Origin of the sequence: Micromonospora sp. DT31 (genome assembly GCF_049841795.1) — a bacterium.
Lineage (GTDB): Bacteria > Actinomycetota > Actinomycetes > Mycobacteriales > Micromonosporaceae > Micromonospora.
In genome coordinates this window covers 1-14,810 of sequence record NZ_JBNCKZ010000005.1, presented here as the reverse complement: position 1 = coordinate 14,810, position 14,810 = coordinate 1, and the positions used below count along the sequence as shown (strand labels likewise).

Here is a 14,810-nt window from a genome sequence, read left to right as displayed (position 1 = left end):
TATGTCTCCACTACCCTACGTTGCCCACCCGGGGGCTCGGCAAGTTGCAGCACCGGAGTGAGTGCGGATGAATGCCATATTCATTCCCACTACTTTTCCGGATGGTGCGCCAGCCTGCCCTACGCTGCGAGGGTGACCCACTATGTGGACAGCGAGGTCGCCCAACTCGGGACGGTGCTCCTGCACCGCCCGGGACCGGAACTGGCCCGCCTCACCCCGCGCAACAACGACAGTCTGCTGTTCGACGCTATCCCATGGGTGGGACGTGCGCAGGAGGAGCACGACGCCTTCGCGGCGGCCCTGCGCTCCCGCGGCGTCGAGGTGCTCTACCTGGCCGACCTGCTCACCGAGACACTCGCCGTGCCCGAGGCCCGGGCCGAGCTGACCGAGCAGGTGCTGCGCTCCCGCCGGCTCGGTCAGACCCTGCGACGGCGGGTCGCCGACCACCTGACGTACCTCGACCCGGCCGGGCTGGCCGACGTACTCACCGCCGGGCTGGCCCACGAGGAGCTGCGGCTCGGCGCCGACCGTCCGGGCGGTCTCGTCTGGACACTCATGAACCGGCACGACTTCGTCATCGACCCGCTGCCCAACCTGCTGTTCACCCGCGACTCGTCGGTCTGGATCGGCGACCGGGTCGGCGTGACCAGCCTCGCCATGCCGGCGCGGCGGCGGGAGACCACACTCACCGACGCGATCTACCGCTACCACCCGCGTTTCGTCGGCACCGAGTTCGTCTACCACCCCCGCATGGAGCATCTGGAGGGTGGCGACGTGCTGTTGCTCGCCCCGGGGGTCCTGGCCGTCGGCGTCGGTGAGCGCACCACCCCGGCCGGCGCGGAACGGTTGGCCCGGCAGGTGTTCGCCGCCGGGCTGGCACACACCATCCTGGTGGTGCCGATCGCCCAGGAACGCGCCACCATGCACCTGGACACGATCTGCACGATGGTCGACGCCGACACCGTGCTGATGTACGCGAACGTCGCCGACGAGCTGTCCGCGTACACGGTCATCGCCGGCGCGGACGGCGAGGAGCTGCGGGTCGACGGCCCGGCGCCGTTCCTGCGGGCCGCCGCCGACGCGATGGACCTCGACCAGGTCCGGGTGATCGACACCGGCCTGGACCCGGTCACCGCCGAACGCGAGCAGTGGGACGATGGCAACAACACCCTCGCCCTGGCACCCAGGCTGTGCGTCGGCTACGAACGCAACGTCGAGACCAACGCGCAGTTGGAGCGGGCCGGCATCGAGGTGATCGCCATCGCCGGCTCCGAGCTGGGCTCCGGCCGGGGCGGCCCGCGGTGCATGTCCTGCCCGCTGGTGCGGGAGCCCGGCGGGGCCGCCGCCTGACCACCGCCGGCCGGCGCGAGCCTCAGCGCAGCGTCAACTGGCGGCCGAGCAGACCCTGACGGGACCGGCGCCCGGCCGCGTCCAACGGCTCCGGGTCCGCGACCGCCTCGGCGTAGCGCTTGCCGAAGTCGGCGACCGGCCCTTCCCAGTCGGCGGCCGGGGTACCCTCCGGCAGGTCCCACACCGGCGCCAGCCGTCCGTGCGCCCGGAACATGCCGGCGAACTTCGTGTCGTCGCCCAGGGTCAGCGCGCCGGCCGCACCGAGCCGGGACAGCGCGTCGAGCGCCACGTCCTCGTCCTCCGGGAGCACCCAGCGCACGTGTGCCTTCTCCGGCACCTGACACCAGTACGCGGCCCGCGCGGCGGTCAGCTTCACCGTCGGGTAGACCGCCGAGTTGGCCCGATCCAGCGACGCCTGCACGTTCGGGTCGTCGGCGGCCCCCGGGTCGAGCCAGAACTCGAACCCGTCGTGCATGCTGATCTCCAGCGGGCCGTCCACCAGGACGTCCTGGAGGCGGGGACCGGGTCCGGGCAACGGGGGCACGGTCACCTGGCCGCCCGGCTCGGTCCTCAGCGCGCACAGCAGCGCGTCGGCGATGTCCCGCGAGACGTCACCGGACTGCTGGTGCCGCTGCAGGCCGATGAGGATCCGCCCGTCCGGCTTGGTCATCGCCGGCGCGGCCATCGGCAGCACGGTGGCCAGGATGACCGGCCGGTCCCCGTACTCCTCGACCAACTCGGGGGTGAGCCGCAGCGGCGCGGAGGCGGCCGGCACCAACTCGCGCAGGGCGATCCACTCCGGTTCGTCGGTCAGGCCCTCGAACGGCCGGGGCACGAAGACGTCGCGTACCTTTTCCCGCTTGCCGGTGGCCTCGCCCGCCCGCTGGTTCTTCCGACGCTTGCTCATGGCGAGACAGCCTAGATGCCGGGGCGGCGGGGCGAGGCCGGGACCCGCCCGCGAGCCGTCGGGCCGCCGGTGGTCAGCCGGCGGTGACCAGGTCCGGCCGCTGCGCGGAGGCCGGGTCGAACTGCGCCCAGACGCTCTGGCCCAGGCCGTCCCGCTCGACGCCCCACCGGGTGGCCAGGCCGGAGACGATGTGTAGCCCGCGCCCGTCGCACGCGTCCGGGGAGGCGGTCCGCAGGCGCGGACCGGCGCCGGAGCCGCCGTCGGTGACCCGCACCTGGACGCTGGGACCGTGCTCGGTGAGCCGCAACCGCCAGGCGACCCGGATCACCCCGCCGGGCAGGGCGTCGGCGTGCCGGACCGCGTTGCCGACCAGTTCGGCGAGGACCGCGACGAGGTCGGCCAGCAGGGCCGGGGCGACGACACCGGCCAACTCGTCGGCGAGCCGGTGCCGGGCGAGGCGCGCGCCGGTCGGATCGTGGGGCACCACCAGGCACCACGAGCGTTGGGCGGGACCAGTCGACACGTCGTTCCTTCCACCCGCGGGGCCCTCGGTCAACCCCGGGGCAGCCGCACCTCTGCGACCGTACCCCCACCGGGGCGGGGCCGGAGGGACACCCACCCACTCTGCTGCTCAACGATCCGGCGGACCAGATAGAGACCGAGCCCCGCGCCCGGGTAGCGCCGGCGGTCGCCGGACTCGCCCTGCCAGAACCGGTCGAATGCCCGCTCCACGTGCTCGGGGCGGATGCCGATGCCCCGGTCGGCGACCCGGAACGAGACGGTCCGTTCGTCCGCCTCGGCGCTGATCTCGATCGGTGTGTCCGGCAGCGAGTACTTTCCCGCGTTGGTGCCCAGTTCGGTGAGCACGGTGGTGAGGGTGTGCCGGTCGCCGAGCGCCTTGGGCAGGTCGGTCGGCAGGTCGAGCACCACCCGGTGGCGGATGTCCGCGGGCAGGTCAGCCACGGCGGCCCGCAGCCCGTCGGCCAGATCGAACGGGGCGGTCGGCTCGCCGCCGGGGCGGTTCTCGGTGGCGGCGGTGAGCAGCCGGTCGACCAGCCGGGCCAGCTCGTTGGCCCGCTGGCCGATGATCCGGGCGGCCTGCCGCCGGTCCTCGTCGCTGAGCGACTCCCAATGGTCGGTGAGGGTGTCCGCGTACCCCTTGATCACGGTGACCGGGGTACGCAGCTCGTGGCTGGTCACCGCGACGAACAGGTCCCGGCCGTGGTCGCGCCGCTGCTGGTCGGTGATGTCGCGGAAGGTCACCACGCGCAGCGCGTTCGGGCCGGGGGGCCCGCCCGAGGTGATCCGCAGCCAGTGGCCGTCCGGTGTCCGGTGGTCGAGCGCCTGACCGGCGGGCGGCAGCGGGAACGGCAGCGGGCGGCTCAGCGCCTCGTCGGCCGTCCGACCGGTCAGCTGGGCGGCGGCCGGGTTCCACAGCCGGACGTGTTCGTCGCGGTCCACCACCGCGAGCCCGTCGGCGAGCGCGGACACGACCGGGCCGTCGCCGTGCACGGGCAGGCCGGCCTGGCCGCCGTACATGTGCGCGACGCAGGCGGCCACGTAGCCGATGACGGCCTGCTGCGCGGGTTGCAGCGGCTCGGCCGCCGGGTAGAGCGCGTGCAGGCTGCCCACCGTCAGACCGCCGATCTCGGCACGTGCCACGATCATCCGGTGCAGCCCTCGGCCGGCCACCTCGTCGGCGAGCGCGCCGGGGACCGTGTCGACCCGGACCTCACGCACCGGAGGGCCGGCGAGCAGGCAGACGGTGGCCGGGTCGGTGGCGGGCAGCGGACGGCCGAGCAGGAACTCGGCGGTGCCGGTCGCCGCGATCACCCGTCCGCCCGCCTGGGTGAACTCGACGAAGACGATGCCTGTCGCCCCGACCGCCGGTTCGACCTCACGCAGCAGGCGGGTGAGCACGGCCAGGCCCGACTCACCCGAGTTGATCATTTTGATCGCGGTGGTGTGGCCGGCGATGAGGGCGGGGTAGTCGGTGAGCTCCGGCATGTCCCGAGTGTGCCGCGCGGTCCGCTTCCCGGACACCCCCGGCCGGGCGAACGTCTCGAAGTCCGGTCGCCGGGGCTCACCGGCCCAACCGCGCCAACGCGTGCGCCGGGCGGTCGGTGATCACGCCGTCCACCCCGGTGGCCAGCACGAGTTCCAGATCGGCGGGCTCGTTCACGGTCCACACGTAGACCGAGTTGCCGGCGGCCCGCAGCGCGGGCACGAGGCGCGGGCGGTTCCGGACCAGATCCACGCCCGGGCCGGCGATCCGGCTGCCGAAGGGCAGCCGGCCCACCGGCCACCAGCGCGGCAGCACCTCCAGCAGCAACACCGTGGGCAGCGCCGGCGCGAGTTCCCGGATCCGGCGTACGGCCAGGGGGGAGAACGACATCACCGTCACCTGGACCGGGTGGTCCGGCCGGGGCTCGGCCAGCCCGTGCCGGCGCAGCAGCGCGACCAGCTTCCGCTCGACCTCGCCCCGGTAGCGGGACGGGTGCTTGGTCTCGATCAGCAGCCGGACCGGCCGCCCGGCGGACCGCACCGCGTCGAGCAGCCGCTCCAGCGTGAGCAGGCGGGTGTGGGACTCGTCGAGCGGGTCGTCGTCGGCGGGTGCGTCGGCCCGGTGCCAGGAGCCGAAGTCGAGCGCGTCCAGCTCGGCGAGCGTACGCGCGCTGACCAGCCCGTGACCGTTGCTGGTCCGGTCCAGGCGCCGGTCGTGCACGCAGACCAGGTGCCCGTCGCGGGTCAGCCGGACGTCGCACTCCAGCCCGTCCGCGCCCTCGTCGAGGGCGCGCAGGTAGGCAGCGAGGGTGTGCTCGGGCAGGTCGTACGAGGCGCCCCGGTGGGCGAAGACCAGCGGGGTGGTCATGGCCGTGCCACGCCTCAGAGGACCCGGCCCGGCTGCCCGTCGTCGGTGACCACCGGGCGACCGGCCGTGGCCCAGCCACCCATCCCACCCTCGACGTTGCGTACCTGGTCCCAGCCGTTGCGCAGCAGGTAGCCGACGACCTGCCCGGATCGGCCGCCCGAGCGGCAGATCACCGCGACGTCGCGGTCGTCAGGGATCTCGGCGAGGCGGGCCGGCAACTCGGTCATCGGCAGGTGGTGGGCGGCCGGCGCGTGGCCGGCGGCCCACTCGTCGTCCTCCCGGACGTCGAGCAGGTAGACGTCGTCGGGCACGGCCGACGCGGGGACGCTGGGAAGTTGGGCTCCGAACACGGTAGCCAAGCCTAGTCGCTCGGGCGGCTCAGAGTCGGTTGACCCAGCGTGGGTTCGCCCCGGCCCACTCCGGCATCCGGGTGTCACGCACCGCGGCGAAGAGCCCGCCGCCGCCGTTGTCGAGCACCACGAAAGAGATCCCGTCGATGGTCTGCGGGTAGGAGGGCACCTGGACCCCGTGCAGGGCGTCCGCGGGCAGCCCGCGCAACGCGAACAACAGGTCGTCGAGCGGTACGCCGTTGGTGTCCACGGTCAGCGCCCCGCCCGCCGCGCGCAGTACCCGGTCCAGCTTGACCGGGTCGGTGCGCAGGCGCGTCTCCCCGGCCCGGTCGAGCACCGCCCGGAGCATCTGCTGTTGGTGCCGCTGCCGGTCGTAGTCGCCGCCGGGCAGGTCGTAACGTTGCCGCACGTAGTCGAGCGTCCGCGCCCCGTCCATCTGCTGGCACCCGGGGTTGAACTGGGTCTGGGTGTGGATCGAGCGCACCGGCGTGTCCACGCACATCCGGATGCCGCCGAGCTGGTCGATGACCTGTTTGAAGCCGGAGAAGTCGACGAGCGCCGCGCCGTCGAAGCGGATGCCGGTGAGCCGGCTCAGGGTGGTGCTGAGCAGCCGTGCGCCGCCCTCGCCGCCGCCGCCGTGCTCGTACGCGGCGTTGAGCTTGTCCTGGCCGCCGGGGAAGCCGGGGGCCGCGGGGAGCGCCACCAGCAGGTCGCGCGGTACGGAGATCAGGTATGCCTGCCGCATCCCGGCCGGCACGTGCACGATCAGGATGGTGTCGGAGCGTTGGTCCTCGGCGCGCGCGCCGGGCCGCTGGTCGGAGCCGATCAGCAGGTAGTTGAGCGCGCCGTCCAGGTCGGTCCGCTGCTTGCGGGCGGCCGGGTCGAGCAGTTGCTCCTTGGCGACCGTGCGGTCGTAGCGGTGGGTGAGCCAGTTCAGGCCGGCGACGCCGAGCGCGGCGAGCAGGATCAGGACGAGGCCGGTGCCGAGCAGGAACCGGGGCCAGCGGGCGGATCTACCCCGCCCGCGTCGGTTCCGTGCCGGTCTGGACGTGACGATCCCCCCGTAGCCGCGGCATGAGACTCGCTCACGTCCACGCTACGGGGGGATCGGCCGGCCGGTGCCGCTTTCGCGCAGGTCAGCGGGTCACTTGCGGGTGGAGAGGACCTCCGGGTTGGTGATCACGAAGTCGGCCAGCTTGTCGTTCTTGACGGCCTGGAACATCTCCATGCTGGTCTGGTTGAACGTCTCCCGGCCGTTGCTGTTGCCGGCGAACGTCCCGCCGTTGGTGCGCAACGTGACCAGGTCGTTGCCGCTGAGGTTCTTGAGGGTGTAGATGAAGTCGGCGATCGGCACGCCGCCGGTGTCCAGGACGAACGCCTTGCCGGCGGCCTTCATCAGGCCGTTCAGCTTGATCGGGTTGGACAGCATGCCGCCGTCGGTGGCCTTCTTCGCCATCGCCTTGATCAGCTGCTGCTGGTTCTGCTGCCGGTCGTAGTCGCTGTTGGGCAGGCCGTAGCGCTGGCGGGAGTAGTCGAGCGCCTCCCAGCCCTCCATCTCCCGGCAGCCCTTCTTGTGCACCACGGTCTTGTAGGGCTTGCCGGTCTTCTTCGCGTCCGCGTTCCACATCGGCTTGCCGTCGACGTACGACATGTGGTGCGACGGGACCTCGTGGCTCACGCAGATCCGCACCGTGCCGAGCGCGTCGATCACGTTCTTGAAGCCGCCGAAGTTGATGATCGCCGCGCCGTCGAAGCCGATCCCGGTCATCGACTTGATCGTCTTGGCCATCAGTTGGGCACCGCCCTCCCAACCGCCGCCGTTCTGGGCGCCGTGGAAGAAGGCCGCGTTGATCTTGTCGGTGCCGCCCCGGTAGCCGCTCTTCTGGAACGCCGGGATGCGCGCCTCGGTGTCCCGGGGGATCGAGATCAGGTACGCCTGGTCGTGGCTGGCCGGGATGTGCAGGATGATGATCGTGTCCGAGCGGACGTCGTCGGCGGCCCAGCGCTCCCGGGCGTCCACGCCGAGCAGCAGCATGTCGATCGGGCCTTCCAGGCTGCTGCCACCTTCGGCCTGGCTCTTGCCGGCCCCGCCGAGCAGGTCACGCTGGGCGATGTTGTTGGTGGCCTGGCCGATGACCGCCTTGCTGCCGACGATCGCGACGCCGCTGGTCACCATCAGCACCGCGCCGAGCACAAGCGTGAGCTTCGCCCAGAGCGGGTCCTTGCGCTTGGTGCGCTTCTTCTTCCCGCCGCCGGGACCGCGACCGCCGGGACCGGGCTGCGAGGGAACGACCGGAGGGACCCGCCCGGATGATCCGGGTACCGGTGAGTGCGGGCGACGGCTGGTCTGGACCGACATGCGTGCTCCAGCTCGGTGATCGGGGGCGGGACCACTTTACGTATCTGCTCGCGTTCTGGCGACCTCGCGAGGCGGTCATTCCCGTCAATACCGGCCTACCCCCCAGGGATGTGGCCGAATGGGTAGGGGTAGGGGTAAGGGCCTGGTCGGCGGTTGGCCTCGGTGGTACGAAGCGTTTCACCGTGGGCTTACGCCGTGCCGCGCGCTGCCGTCAGCCGCCGGTGTTGTCGCCCGAGCCCTTCTGGTTGGCCTGCATCCACTCGGCCATCTTGTCGGCGGCGATGGCCTGATACATCGTCAGCGCCTTCGCCCGGTCGGACACCACCACCGACTGGCCGTCGACGGTCTGACCGCCCAGGTGCGGGCTGGTGACGAACGTCAGGTTCTCGCCGCGCAGGCTGCGGAACTGCACTGCCATGTCGGTCAACGAGAATCCCTGGTCGACCGTGACGGCGGCGGTCACCGCCTTGAGGAAGTCGTTCAGCTTCTTCGGGTTGGTCAGCGTGCCGGTGCTCGCCGCCTTGTCCATCAGTGCCTTCAGGAAATCCTGCTGGTGGCGCATCCGGGCGAAGTCGCCGTCCGGGAACTGCTTGCGCTGCCGGACCCAGTCCAGGGCCTCGGCGCCGTTCATGTGGTTCACGCCCTTGGTGAACGTCCGGTACGGCTTGTGGATCGAGGTGACGGTCCGCTCGACCTTCAGGTCGACCCCGCCCAGGGCGTCGGTGACCTCCTTGAAGCCGCCGAAGTCGATGGCCATCACGTGGTCGATCCGTACGTCGGTGAAGCACTCGACGGTCTTCACGGCGAGCGGCAACCCGCCGAACGCGAACGCGGCGTTGATCTTGTTGCGGGAGCCGGAGTCGCAGGACGCGCCGGCGTTCTCCGGGATCGGCACGTACAGGTCACGCGGCACCGAGACCAGGTAGGCGCTCTTGTGGTCGGCCGGGATGTGCATGACGATCACGGTGTCCGCGCGCCACTTTCCGCTCCCGTCGACCGGGGCGTCCGGATCCCGCGAGTCGCTGCCCACGAGCAGGATGTTGAACGCGCCGTCGACCTTCTTGACCGGCCGTCCCCCGGTGAGCCCGGCGAACGGGTCGGTGCGGGCCAGGTCGTCGTCGAGGTTGCGGGCGTAGAACCACGCGCCGACGCCGCCGAGCAGCGCCAGCACCAGCACCGCGACGCCGGTCACCAGAGCGATGCGCCCCCAGCGCGGTCGCGGGCCACGGCGGCCCGAGCCACCCGGACCGCCGCCGGGGCGGCCGGGGCCGCTCGGCCCACCCGGGCCGCCCGGGCCGCCCGAACGCGGTGCCTCGTCGGACGGGGGGTACCAGCGGGCATCCGTGGCGCGAGCGCGCGCGGTGGCCCGACCGGAGTCGGGCACCTGGGCACGCCCCGCGCCCCGGTTGAGGGGGCGGGGAAGCGGGGCGCCGGCAGACGAAGTGGCGGACATGTAACCGAGGGTAGGTCGGCCGAGCCACCGATGCCGTGGTACGCGCGCCGATGTCAGCCGGCAGCCGCCCGGTTTCAGTAGCCGAGCCGGCCCCGGAAGTAGTCGATCGTGCGCCGGAGACCGTCTTCGGGTGTGACGCTCGGCTCGTATCCGAGCAGGTCGCGGGCGAGCGTCAGATCCGGGCGACGCATCTCCGGGTCGTCGGATGATCGAGTGATGTAGCTCACCTCGGACGTGCTTTCGGTGAGTGACACGATCGTCTCGGCGAGTTGCCGCATCGACATCTCGTGCTCGGTACCGCAGTTGATCGGCCCCGTCTGGGTGGAGTCGAGCAGCAGCAGGATGCCGCGCACCAGGTCGTCGACGTAACAGATCGAACGGGTCTGGTTGCCGGTGCCGTGCACGGTGATCGGTTCCCCACGCAGCGCCTGGGAGATGAAGGTCGGGATGGCCCGGCCGTCGTCCGGGCGCATCCGCGGGCCGTACGTGTTGAAGATCCGCACGATCGCGGTGTCGGTGCCCCGGCTGCGGTGGTAGGCCATGGTGGCGGCCTCGGAGAAGCGCTTCGCCTCGTCGTAGACGCTCCGGATGCCGATCGGGTTGACGTTGCCCCAGTACGTCTCGCGCTGCGGGTGCTCCTTCGGGTCCCCGTACGCCTCGGAGGTGGAGGCCATCAGGAACCGGGCGCCGTCGTCGGTGGCCCGCTCCAGCAGGGCCAGCGTGCCCACCGAGCCCACCCGGAGGATCTCCACCGGCAGCTTCTCGAAGTCGGTCGGGCTGGCCGGGGACGCCATGTGCAGGATCGCGTCGAACCGCTCGGCCATCGCCGGGTGGGCCGGCACGCCCTCGGAGATGTCCGCCTCGACGAGGGTGAAGGTCGGCGTGTCCAGCAGGTGGGCCACGTTGTCCTTGGAGCCGGTGACGAAGTTGTCCAGCACCACCACGGTGCAGCGACGCTCGACGAGCCGGTCGACCAGGTGGGACGGGACGAAACCGGCGCCGCCGGTGACGAGGATGCGGTGTCCGGTACCGAAGCGGGGAGCGACCTTCATGGCGGTCAGCCTATACACGCGAGGCGGGGCCCCGCCTGTGGCAGGGCCCCGCACAACCGCCGTGCTCAGTGGGCGCCGGCTCCGGTGAGCGAGCGCACCTCCAGTTCCGCGTACTTCTCCTCGTCGCTCTCCTTCGACAGGATCGTGCCGAGCCAGCCGCACAGGAAACCGAACGGGATCGAGATGATGCCCGGGTTCGACAGCGGGAACCACTGCCAGTCGTGGTCGGGGAACATCGCCGTCGCCGCGCCGGAGACGACCGGGGAGAAGAAGACCAGCACCACGGCGGCGAGGAGGCCGCCGTAGATCGACCAGACCGCCCCGGAGGTGTTGAACCGCTTCCAGAACAGGCTGTAGAGGATCGCCGGCAGGTTGCCCGAGGCGGCGACCGCGAACGCCAACGCCACCAGGAACGCCACGTTCAGGTTCTGCGCGAAGATCGACAGGACGATCGAGACCGCGCCGATCACCAGCGCGGAGATCCGGGCGACGTTCACCTCCTGCCGTTCCGACGCCTCCCCCTTCTTCATCACGTTGGCGTAGAAGTCGTGCGCCAGGCTCGACGACGACGCCAGGGTGAGGCCGGCGACCACCGCGAGGATCGTGGCGAACGCGACCGCCGCGATGATCGCCAGCAGTGTCGCCCCGCCCAGGTTCCCGCCGAAGAAGTCCACCCCCAACGCCTCGGCGAGCTGTGGGGCCGCGGTGTTGCCGGCCTTGTCCTGCGCGGTGATCGCCGGCCCGCCGACGATCGCCGCCGCGCCGAAGCCCAGTGCCAGGGTGAGCAGATAGAACGCGCCGATGATGCCGATCGCCCAGAGCACGCTCTTGCGGGCCGCCCGCGCGGTCGGCACGGTGTAGAAGCGGATCAGGATGTGCGGCAGGCCGGCCGTGCCGAGGACCAGCGCGATGCCCAGCGAGAGCAGGTCCATCTTGCTGTAGAACGTCTTCAGCGCGTCACCGGGTGTCTCCACGCCGTAGCGCAGCCCGGGTTCGAGGAAGGCGGCGCCCTTGCCCGACGCGGCAGCCGCGTCGCCGAGCAGCGACGACAGGTTGAACTTGTACTTGGCGAGCACCAGCAGCGTCATCAGCAGCGCGCCGCTCATCAGCAGGAACGCCTTGACGATCTGCACGTACGTGGTGCCCTTCATGCCGCCGACCGTCACGTAGATGATCATCAGGGCGCCGACCAGGATGATGGTGGCGACCTTGGCGGTGTCGGCGTCCATGCCGAGGAACGTGGTGCCCGGCTTGATGCCGAGCAGCAGGGCGACGAGCGCGCCCGCACCGACCATCTGGGCCAGCAGGTAGAAGATCGAAACGGTGATGGTGGAGACCGCCGCCGCGGTCCGGACCGGCCGCTGCCGCATCCGGAACGCCAGCACGTCCGCCATCGTGTATCGGCCGGAGTTCCGCAGCAGCTCGGCGACCAGCAGCAACGCCACCAGCCAGGCGACCAGGAAGCCGATCGAGTAGAGGAAGCCGTCGTAGCCGTACAGCGCGATGATGCCGGCGATGCCCAGGAAGGACGCCGCCGACATGTAGTCGCCGCCGATCGCCATGCCGTTCTGGAAGCCGGAGAAGGAACGACCGCCGGCGTAGAAGTCGGTGGCGGTCTTGGTCTGCCGGCTGGCCCAGACGGTGATCGCCAGCGTGATCGCCACGAACACCAGGAACAGCGTGATGGTGAGGTTCCGGGCGGTGGTGCTGCCCGCCTCAGCCGCGAGGACCGTGTTCATGGGTCACCTCCCCCATCTCGTCGCGGATCCGGTCGGCGACCGGATCGATCCGGCGGTTGGCGAACCGCGAGTAGAGCCAGGCGATGACGAACGTGGAGACGAACTGGAGCAGGCCGAAGACCAGGGCGACGTTGATGTTGCCGATGAGCTTGGTGCCCATGAATCCCCGCGCGTACGCGGAGAGGATGACGTAGAGCGCGTACCACAGGAAGAACGCGACAGTCATCGGGAAGATGAAACCGCGCAGCGCGCGCCGCAAACCGGCGAACTCGTCGGACCGCTGGACGGCGACGTACCGTTCCGCCGTCGACTCGGCGGGTGCGGACGCGGGTGTGTCCGTGGACATCTGTGGATCACCACCTTCGCAGGCATGGGGGATTTCCGCGCACGCTAGGAGTGCGGAACCCGTCGCGAAAGGCTCGGACGGGTGCCGGTCGTCCGGTGCGCCCAATGGCGCCTCCACTGCGCCCAGTGACCCAGGTCACTCCGCTAACCGGTTCACCCGCCTGCGCTGATCATGAACTTGGTGACGACAGGTCGGACGACGAGCACCGTCAACCTGATGATCGTTAGCGGGTACCCGTTCGTCAGGGACGGGCGAGCAGCGCCGCCAGTCGCAGACCGGTGTTCCGCAGCCGGAGACCGAGGCCCGTAGCGGGCACCAGCAGGCTGATCGCGCGCTGCATCGAGGAGGGCGCCGGCGAGAACGGACCGGGCTACCTCGACCTCCGCCGCGGGGTCAGCCGTCTGCCGGGTGCCGACCACGGCCGCCGCCGGCCGGCGGCATCCAGGACCACAAACCGGCTCACGCCGGTCGCGGCCTGCTGGAGTCGGGGCCAGGTGACTAGTCGGTCAGGTCGCGGTAGCGGCCACGGTAGTGCAGCAGGGGCGCGGTGTCCCCGGCCAGGTCGACCGTCTCGATGGTGGCCTCCATCAGCAGCCCCCAGCCGTACTCCCGGGCGGCGTCGAGCCGGCAGCCGGCCCACCCGCCCGCGTCGGACGGCACCGGCCCGTAGGGCGTTTCCGTCCAGGCGTCGATGGCGAACAGGCCGCCGGGCGACGGGAACAGGCCGGCGAAGCGGTCGGCGAGCTGCCGGTGGCGCGGGCCCAGCGGGGCGACCGCGAATCGCCCGGCGTCCTCGACCGCCGCCCACAGCTCCGACTCCGGGTCCACCAGGCCGAGCAGCCGGTCCGGTTCCCCCTCGGCCACGAGCGTGGAGGAGACGGTGAGTCCGGCCGGGCCGGGCGCGGTCCAGAGCGTCACCGAGGCGGCCAGCCGGCCGCGCAGGCGGCGTACCGGCGAGCGCTGCCCCGTCGGCACCGCGAACGGATCGATGTGGTGGATCTCGGCACCCGGCTGCTCATGATTCACGTGAAACATTGTGCCGCCCCGGCCCCGGACCCAGCCGCGGAAGCGCCGTGCCGGTTCTTGGCGTCGCTGAGCTGCGTGTTCGCCTCGGCCAGCAGCCCGCCGAGGTGAAACAGCAGTGCCGTCCGGCTCGGCAGGTGTGCCCGCCCTGTCCCGATCTTGGAAGATCCGATCCCTCCGGGGGCACCTTCCTTCCAAGATCTCCGCGCTCTCCTCGCACGTGCGCCTCCCTGGGAAAGGGGCGCCCGGCGGGGGAGGATGCCAGGGGTTACTACGGAGCGCGGTCGCGTACTTACCGGAGGGGGCGAGGATGGGCATCGAGGTGTGGATCCGGGCGTTGAAGGCCCCCGTGCCGGGGCCGAGGTCTCGCAGGAGGCGCTGGCGGCGATCCGGTGGAGTCCGTCAACGGTCGCCGCCATCGAGACCGGCCGCCGTCGGCCCACGATGGAACCCTGGCCGCCGCCGACCAGGCCCTCGGCACCGGCGGCCTCCTGGCAAGCCTGCTCAAGACCGCCGACCAGGAGCAGGGTCCGTCGTGGTTCGTGCCCCTGGCGAGGGTACGAGCAGCAGGCGGTCAGACTGCGCGCCTTCGAGGCATGTCTGGTTCCAGGTTTGCTCCAGACGGAGGAGTACGCCCGTGCTGTTAGGTCCACCGGTGGCCTTCATTCGCCGACCATGATGGACGAACTTGTGGCCCTCCGGATGGAGCGGCAGCAACTGCTCCACCGCGACGAGCCACCACACTGCGTCTTCCTGCTGGACGAGACGGCCGTCCGCCGGCCGGTCGGCGGACGGCGGTACTGGAGGGTCAGCTCGCGCGGTTTGCTGGAGCTGGCCGAGCTACCGGCCGTGCGACTACATGTGGTGCCGCTGGCGGTCGACGAGCACGCCGGTCTGCCCGGGGTGGTGCTGGTTCGGGACAGCAAGGACCCGTCCGGCCCGGGTCTCATCTTCGCCCCCGAGGCCTGCGCTCGCTGGTCGCGCACCTTCACCGAGCATTGCTCGACTGCCCCGCCTACCCTGCGGGGCATGGCTCTCGTACCCCCGCAGAAGCTCGCCCAGGAGCGCGTCATCAAGGCCGACGCCGTCCTCGGCGGCCAGGTCGACCTCCGTGCCTACCCGCATCGGCACCTGATGATCATCGCGCGGCACAAGTGGGGCAGCAGCGGGTTCCCGCCGCTGATGGAGGCGGTCGAGCATCTGTCGAACTACGGCTGGGAGTTGGTGAACGTGCTCAGCGTGGGCGAGGGTAACCACGTCTACGCCGCGATGCGCCGCGCCAGCTAGTGCCGTGACCACGAACGTTCACGGTGTTGGTTGACACGCCGCGCGGCCTGTCGGCCCGGCGGCGTCGTGCCG

13 protein-coding genes and 1 pseudogene are annotated in these 14,810 nt (G+C 71.3%); 2 read left to right on the top strand and 12 right to left on the bottom strand.

The window, feature by feature from the left end; translation table 11 throughout:
* Positions 1–132: 132 nt before the first annotated feature.
* Positions 133–1,350, top strand: a complete 1,218-nt coding sequence (locus tag ACLQ2X_RS10370; RefSeq protein WP_425680766.1) for an arginine deiminase — start codon at positions 133–135, stop codon at positions 1,348–1,350.
* Between the two features lie 22 nt (positions 1,351–1,372).
* On the opposite strand, the gene ACLQ2X_RS10365 is transcribed toward ACLQ2X_RS10370, so the two are convergent.
* The 12 genes and pseudogenes from ACLQ2X_RS10365 to ACLQ2X_RS10310 form a co-directional block, all read right to left on the bottom strand.
* Positions 1,373–2,257, bottom strand: coding sequence for a DUF5926 family protein (locus ACLQ2X_RS10365; protein WP_425680765.1), 885 nt, complete (start codon positions 2,255–2,257; stop codon positions 1,373–1,375).
* Between the two features lie 73 nt (positions 2,258–2,330).
* Positions 2,331–2,780 (bottom strand): ATP-binding protein, encoded by a 450-nt coding sequence (locus tag ACLQ2X_RS10360; RefSeq protein WP_425680764.1) that lies wholly within the window; start codon positions 2,778–2,780, stop codon positions 2,331–2,333.
* A 29-nt stretch (positions 2,781–2,809) separates the two neighbouring features.
* Positions 2,810–4,264 (bottom strand): ATP-binding protein, encoded by a 1,455-nt coding sequence (locus ACLQ2X_RS10355; RefSeq protein WP_425680763.1) that lies wholly within the window; start codon positions 4,262–4,264, stop codon positions 2,810–2,812.
* Positions 4,265–4,340: 76 nt separating this feature from the next.
* Positions 4,341–5,129: a glycerophosphodiester phosphodiesterase gene (locus ACLQ2X_RS10350; RefSeq protein ID WP_425680762.1), complete on the bottom strand. Its 789-nt coding sequence runs from the start codon at positions 5,127–5,129 to the stop codon at positions 4,341–4,343.
* A 14-nt stretch (positions 5,130–5,143) separates the two neighbouring features.
* Positions 5,144–5,479 carry a rhodanese-like domain-containing protein gene (locus tag ACLQ2X_RS10345; RefSeq protein ID WP_425680761.1) on the bottom strand — a complete coding sequence of 112 codons (336 nt, stop codon included), beginning with the start codon at positions 5,477–5,479 and terminating at the stop codon, positions 5,144–5,146.
* A gap of 28 nt (positions 5,480–5,507) precedes the next feature.
* Positions 5,508–6,446, bottom strand: a complete 939-nt coding sequence (locus ACLQ2X_RS10340; RefSeq protein ID WP_425681071.1) for an LCP family protein — start codon at positions 6,444–6,446, stop codon at positions 5,508–5,510.
* A 177-nt stretch (positions 6,447–6,623) separates the two neighbouring features.
* Entirely contained in the window at positions 6,624–7,838 is a 1,215-nt protein-coding gene (locus ACLQ2X_RS10335; RefSeq protein ID WP_425680760.1) for an LCP family protein, read from the bottom strand.
* Positions 7,839–8,049: 211 nt separating this feature from the next.
* Complete coding sequence (locus tag ACLQ2X_RS10330; protein ID WP_425680759.1) at positions 8,050–9,291, bottom strand: LCP family protein; 1,242 nt, start codon at positions 9,289–9,291, stop codon at positions 8,050–8,052.
* 74 nt (positions 9,292–9,365) lie between these two features.
* Entirely contained in the window at positions 9,366–10,343 is a 978-nt protein-coding gene (locus ACLQ2X_RS10325) for an NAD-dependent epimerase/dehydratase family protein (protein WP_425680758.1), read from the bottom strand.
* Between the two features lie 65 nt (positions 10,344–10,408).
* Positions 10,409–12,082 carry a solute symporter family protein gene (locus tag ACLQ2X_RS10320; RefSeq protein ID WP_425680757.1) on the bottom strand — a complete coding sequence of 558 codons (1,674 nt, stop codon included), beginning with the start codon at positions 12,080–12,082 and terminating at the stop codon, positions 10,409–10,411.
* Positions 12,060–12,428, bottom strand: a complete 369-nt coding sequence (locus ACLQ2X_RS10315) for a DUF485 domain-containing protein (protein WP_425680756.1) — start codon at positions 12,426–12,428, stop codon at positions 12,060–12,062. Before ACLQ2X_RS10315 ends, ACLQ2X_RS10320 begins: the two co-directional genes overlap by 23 nt.
* 498 nt (positions 12,429–12,926) lie before the next feature.
* Positions 12,927–13,549 (bottom strand): annotated as a pseudogene (locus ACLQ2X_RS10310) (flavin reductase family protein).
* A gap of 160 nt (positions 13,550–13,709) precedes the next feature.
* On the opposite strand from ACLQ2X_RS10310, the gene ACLQ2X_RS10305 reads away from it, so the two are divergent.
* Positions 13,710–14,738 (top strand): Scr1 family TA system antitoxin-like transcriptional regulator, encoded by a 1,029-nt coding sequence (locus ACLQ2X_RS10305; RefSeq protein ID WP_425680755.1) that lies wholly within the window; start codon positions 13,710–13,712, stop codon positions 14,736–14,738.
* Positions 14,739–14,810: the final 72 nt, after the last annotated feature.

Excerpts from the sequence above, each read along its gene's own strand:
- ACLQ2X_RS10320 (WP_425680757.1), bottom strand. The coding sequence starts at position 12,082 with ATGAACACGGTCCTCGCGGCTGAGGCGGGCAGCACCACCGCCCGGAAC.
- ACLQ2X_RS10305 (WP_425680755.1), top strand. The coding sequence starts at position 13,710 with ATGCCAGGGGTTACTACGGAGCGCGGTCGCGTACTTACCGGAGGGGGC.
- ACLQ2X_RS10335 (WP_425680760.1), bottom strand. The coding sequence starts at position 7,838 with ATGTCGGTCCAGACCAGCCGTCGCCCGCACTCACCGGTACCCGGATCA.
- ACLQ2X_RS10365 (WP_425680765.1), bottom strand. The coding sequence starts at position 2,257 with ATGAGCAAGCGTCGGAAGAACCAGCGGGCGGGCGAGGCCACCGGCAAG.
- ACLQ2X_RS10325 (WP_425680758.1), bottom strand. The coding sequence starts at position 10,343 with ATGAAGGTCGCTCCCCGCTTCGGTACCGGACACCGCATCCTCGTCACC.
- ACLQ2X_RS10350 (WP_425680762.1), bottom strand. The coding sequence starts at position 5,129 with ATGACCACCCCGCTGGTCTTCGCCCACCGGGGCGCCTCGTACGACCTG.
- ACLQ2X_RS10315 (WP_425680756.1), bottom strand. The coding sequence starts at position 12,428 with ATGTCCACGGACACACCCGCGTCCGCACCCGCCGAGTCGACGGCGGAA.
- ACLQ2X_RS10355 (WP_425680763.1), bottom strand. The coding sequence starts at position 4,264 with ATGCCGGAGCTCACCGACTACCCCGCCCTCATCGCCGGCCACACCACC.
- ACLQ2X_RS10330 (WP_425680759.1), bottom strand. The coding sequence starts at position 9,291 with ATGTCCGCCACTTCGTCTGCCGGCGCCCCGCTTCCCCGCCCCCTCAAC.